The sequence below is a fragment of the Streptomyces niveiscabiei genome (assembly GCF_001419795.1).
Lineage (GTDB): Bacteria > Actinomycetota > Actinomycetes > Streptomycetales > Streptomycetaceae > Streptomyces > Streptomyces niveiscabiei.
Genome location: NZ_LIRL01001322.1, coordinates 1 through 4037 on the forward strand (window position 1 = coordinate 1; position 4037 = coordinate 4037).

Consider the following 4037-nt stretch of genomic DNA (forward strand, 5'->3'; position numbering starts at 1 on the left):
GCCCGGGGGCGGCTGGGGGAGTCGCCTAGGATTGGGTCGAACGACCGGATCGCGTCATGGAACGACCGTGGGGATGTGGACCTGATGGCCGAGGCGGGCGCGGCGTTGCGGGCCGTGGCGGGGAATGTGAGGGCCGCCCGTACGCGGGCCGGGCTGTCCCTGGACGAGTTGAGCCGGCGCGCGCAGGTCAGCAAGGGGGCGCTCGTGGCGCTGGAGAAGGCGCAGGGGAACCCGAACCTGGCGACCCTCGTCCGGCTCGCCGACACGCTGGGCATCTCCGTGTCCGCGCTGATGCAGGGGCCCACGGAAGGGCGCGTGCGGATCGTCGCCGCCGAGGACGTCCGCCCGCTGTGGGAGGGGGAGCGGGGCGGTGAGGCGCGGCTCATGCTGACGACGGCCGGGCCCGCGCCGGTCGAGGTGTGGCGGTGGCGGCTGGAGCCGGGGGAGGAGTACGCCAGCAACCCGCACCAGGCGGGGGTCGTGGAGACGGTCAGTGTGCTGACGGGGCGGATGACGCTGGTGGTGGACGGCACGGAGCATGCGCTGGGGGAGGGGCGGACGGCCACCTTCGACGGGGATGTCCCGCACGCGTACCGGGGGGCGGGGACGCGGACGTGCCGGCTGATCATGACGGTGCACCTGCCGCCCGGACCGGCCTGACGCCTCGGCGGCCTCAGCCGACGCCGAGAAACTCCACGGCCGTCCGTTCGGCGTGCGGCGCCAGCAGGCCCTGGAGCTCGTCCGCCGCCAGCTTCACCAGATGCCCGTCCCGGTCGGCGTGCAGCGTCTCCAGGACGAACGCCACCCGCGCCGAGTCCGCCGTGACCCGCGTGCGGTGGGCGTCCCGGTGGTTCCAGTGCCGGGTCAGGACGTCCGTGGTGTCGGCGTAGATCACCTCGCCGGCCCGGGGCGTCTCGACGACGTCCGGCTCCCCGAGGGGCGTGAACGTCTCGGTGCCCTGCGCGTACCGGATCTCGATGTCGCCGGTGACCCGGTCGAGATCGAAGGCGCCGGCCGGCAGCCCGTGCCGTACCGACACCACGTTGTACGAGTCCACCGCCGGGTTGATCCGGGGCAGCGAACCCTTCTTCGCCATCCGTCGCCCGAGCGCGTCCACGCTGGGGCGGACGCGGCGCGGGTTCGTCCCGAAGGAGCGGTACGCCGTGTGCCACGCCTCGATGCGGGGGTCGGTCTCGTCGGCCGGCGCCCACGTCCCGTCCGCGAGCTGCTGCTCCAGCTCCGCGAGGGCGGCGACGGTGTCGGGCCAGCCCTCGTGACCGCGCAGACCGGAGGCGGTGACGACGGCGACGAGCGTGCCGGGGAACGCCTCGGCGACGGCGGGGCTGAGGTGGAGGGCAGTCATGCGCGGGGTCCGATCCGGTGGGGTGGGGCCAGCCTCGAAGGTCAGTGGAACGACTGAACTGTACAGTAAAACGACCGGTGCGAGTCAATCCGCGACGCGGGCCCGCCCGTTCCACCGCCGGTACGTCAGCCGTCGAGCCCGAGCGAGTCCAGCACGGCGACGACCTCGCGCCGGTCCGCCGGGCCCAACTCCCGCAGCGGACGAGGAAGGTTGCGCTCCCGCACGAGCCCGAGGTGAGACGCGGCGGCCGACACCACCCGCAGGCTTCCGTGCCGCCGGAACAGCGCCCACAGCGGCTCCAGTCGCCCCGACAGCTCGCCCGCCGGGTCCCGCGCGATCTCCAGCGCCGTACGCGGGAACAGCCCGCCGAGCACCGAATACCACACGTCCGCGCCGGAGTTGAGCCCCCGGGCGGCCGTCCAGTCCCCGCTCACCCCGACCGTCACCGACGCGGGCAGCAGCCCCCGCAGCACCCCGATCCGCTCCTCGGCCCCCTCGCCGGGGATCTTCACCGACCCGACGTTCGGCAACTGCCCGATGCGCCCGTGGAGTTCGTCACCGAACCGGACGCGGGTGGTCGCCGGGTTGTCGTACACGCACAGCGGCACGGACAGTTCGCGCGTGACGTCCTCGTACAGCCCGAACACCTCGTCGTCGGTGAGGGGCTGGTACGTCATCGGCGCGAGCAGCACCGCCGAGGCGCCGGCGTTCTGCGCGTCCTCGGCCAGCGCGAGGACGTGGGCGGTGCGCAGGGCGCCGATGCCGACCATCACGGGGACGCCGTCCGCGGCGTCGACGGCGATCTTCGCGGCGTGGGCGCGCTGTTCGCGCGTGAGGTAGGCGTAGCTCCCCGTCGAGCCGAGCGCGCCGATGGAGTCGACCCCGGCGTCGGCGAGCCGGGCGACCAGCGCGGCGTACGCGGCGGTGTCGACGCCGTCCTCGTCGAGCGGGGTGAGCGGGAAGGCGCTGAGGCCGTGGAACATGGCGGACTCCTCGGAAGGTCAGGTCGACTCGGCGACCACGGCGGCCAGTTCGGCGCTGAACGCCGTGGCCTGCGGTTCGGTGAGCGTGGCGGTGGTGACGCGGATCGCGCCGCGCCGGGAGGTGTCGTGGCGGAAGAGGTGACCGGGGCGCACGGCCCAGCCCCGCCGCGCGAGGGCGTCGGCCACCGACCGGTCGTCCACGCCGAGTCCGATCCACACGTTGAGGCCGTCGCTCCCGGGCGGGACGTCGATGCCGTGCCCGCGCAGATGCCGTACGAGGAGGGCGGCGCGGTGGGCGTAGCTCTCGCGGGCCCGCTCGTGGAGGTCGTGGACAGCGGGGTCGGTGAGCAGTTCGTGGACCGTGTGCTGGAGCAGCCGGCTCACCCATGTCATCCCCGCGCTGAGCCGCGCCTCCAGCCGCGCCGCGCTCTCGGGGTCGGCCGCGACCAGCGCGAGGCGCAGATCGGGCCCGAGGAACTTGGACACGGACCGCACGAGCGCCCAACGCGCCGTACCCGGCGGGGTGATGCGCAGATACGGGCGCGCCGACACCGCCGAGAAGTGGTCGTCCTCGACGACCAGCACCTGAGGGTGGCCGGCGAGGACGGCGCGCAGCTCGGCAGCCCGGTCCGCGGTCAGGCTCGCGCCGGTCGGGTTGTGCGCGCGGGGCGTGCTCACCACCGCGCGGGCGCCGCTGTCGAGGGCGGCCCGCAGGGCGTCGGGGAGCATCCCGGCCGCGTCGACCGGGACGGGCGCGCTGCGGTAGCCGTTCAGCTGGAGCGTGCCGATGCTCGCGAGGAAGCAGGGGTCCTCGACCGCGACGAGATCGCCGCGCGTGAGGTGCGCGTTGAGGAGGCGCTCGGTCGCGTCGACCGCGCCGTGCGTGACCAGCGTCCTGAACGGCTGGTCGACGTCCTCGCCGAAGTCGGCGTCCGCCCAGGCCGCGAGCTGCGGGTCGACCGCGGGCGCCCCGTACAGGTGCTGCCCTCTGCGCGCCGCCGCCATGATGTCCGGCAGCAGTTCCGGGTCCGGGTTCCCGCTGGCCAGGTCGACGGCCGCGCCGCCGACGCCGGCGCCCTCCCGCGCGAGCAGCGGCACGGCGGCGACGGCGGTGCCGCCCCGCCCCCGGGTCGTGGCGACCCCCGCCTCGACGAGCCGCCGGTAGGCGAGCGCCACCGTGTTGCGGTTGACGCCCAGTTCCGCGCCGAGCACCCGCACCGGCGGCAGCGGTGTCCCCGGCGGGAGCGCCCCGGACGCGACCTGGTCGCGCACGCTGATGGCGATCTCCGCCGCCGTCGTCCCCGTGATGGGCACACGATCACCTCCGCCGCCGACCCTAACAGCTTTGTCCTATGCCAAACGCGAGTCCTCCTTACGGCGGACCCACCCCCGCCGATCGGCGGGTGAGGAACAGACTTCTGCCGGATGGCAGCCCGGCCGCCCGGCGGAGAAGCTGATCGCATGGAACGACACGAAGAACAGACCAAGCACCGCTCGTGGGCAGGCCGCTGGGAGGGCCTCGTCCTGTGCCTCGCGGCGGGATTCGCGGTTCTGGCCGTGATCAGGCCGGACCTGTACGGTGGCCTGATCGAGGGGGCGGCCGAAACGGTCACCGCACTGGCCCACTGACCCCTCCACCGGCCGCCCTCCGCTCGGGGCGAGCCGTCTCCCCCCACCTCACCCCCCGGAAG

At 74.4% G+C, this 4037-nt stretch carries 5 protein-coding genes; 2 read left to right on the plus strand and 3 right to left on the minus strand.

Annotated features, from left to right (window positions below):
• Positions 1-84 precede the first annotated feature (84 nt).
• Positions 85-660: a helix-turn-helix domain-containing protein gene (locus tag AOK24_RS43605; protein ID WP_055725365.1), complete on the plus strand. Its 576-nt coding sequence runs from the start codon at positions 85-87 to the stop codon at positions 658-660.
• A 13-nt stretch (positions 661-673) separates the two neighbouring features.
• Here the strand turns inward: AOK24_RS43605 and AOK24_RS43610 are convergent, their stop codons facing one another.
• The 3 genes from AOK24_RS43610 to AOK24_RS43620 form a co-directional block, all read right to left on the minus strand.
• Entirely contained in the window at positions 674-1363 is a 690-nt protein-coding gene (locus tag AOK24_RS43610) for a B3/B4 domain-containing protein (protein WP_055725362.1), read from the minus strand.
• A gap of 125 nt (positions 1364-1488) precedes the next feature.
• Positions 1489-2346 carry a dihydrodipicolinate synthase family protein gene (locus AOK24_RS43615; RefSeq protein WP_055725363.1) on the minus strand — a complete coding sequence of 286 codons (858 nt, stop codon included), beginning with the start codon at positions 2344-2346 and terminating at the stop codon, positions 1489-1491.
• Positions 2347-2364: 18 nt separating this feature from the next.
• Positions 2365-3660 carry an aminotransferase class I/II-fold pyridoxal phosphate-dependent enzyme gene (locus tag AOK24_RS43620; RefSeq protein ID WP_055725364.1) on the minus strand — a complete coding sequence of 432 codons (1296 nt, stop codon included), beginning with the start codon at positions 3658-3660 and terminating at the stop codon, positions 2365-2367.
• A 147-nt stretch (positions 3661-3807) separates the two neighbouring features.
• On the opposite strand from AOK24_RS43620, the gene AOK24_RS49045 reads away from it, so the two are divergent.
• Entirely contained in the window at positions 3808-3975 is a 168-nt protein-coding gene (locus AOK24_RS49045; RefSeq protein WP_159052224.1) for a hypothetical protein, read from the plus strand.
• The last annotated feature ends 62 nt before the right edge of the window (positions 3976-4037 follow it).

Bases quoted from the DNA above. Each gene is read 5' to 3' on its own strand.
- AOK24_RS49045 (WP_159052224.1), top strand. From the start codon at position 3,808: ATGGAACGACACGAAGAACAGACCAAGCACCGCTCGTGGGCAGGCCGC.
- AOK24_RS43615 (WP_055725363.1), bottom strand. From the start codon at position 2,346: ATGTTCCACGGCCTCAGCGCCTTCCCGCTCACCCCGCTCGACGAGGAC.
- AOK24_RS43605 (WP_055725365.1), top strand. From the start codon at position 85: ATGGCCGAGGCGGGCGCGGCGTTGCGGGCCGTGGCGGGGAATGTGAGG.
- AOK24_RS43610 (WP_055725362.1), bottom strand. From the start codon at position 1,363: ATGACTGCCCTCCACCTCAGCCCCGCCGTCGCCGAGGCGTTCCCCGGC.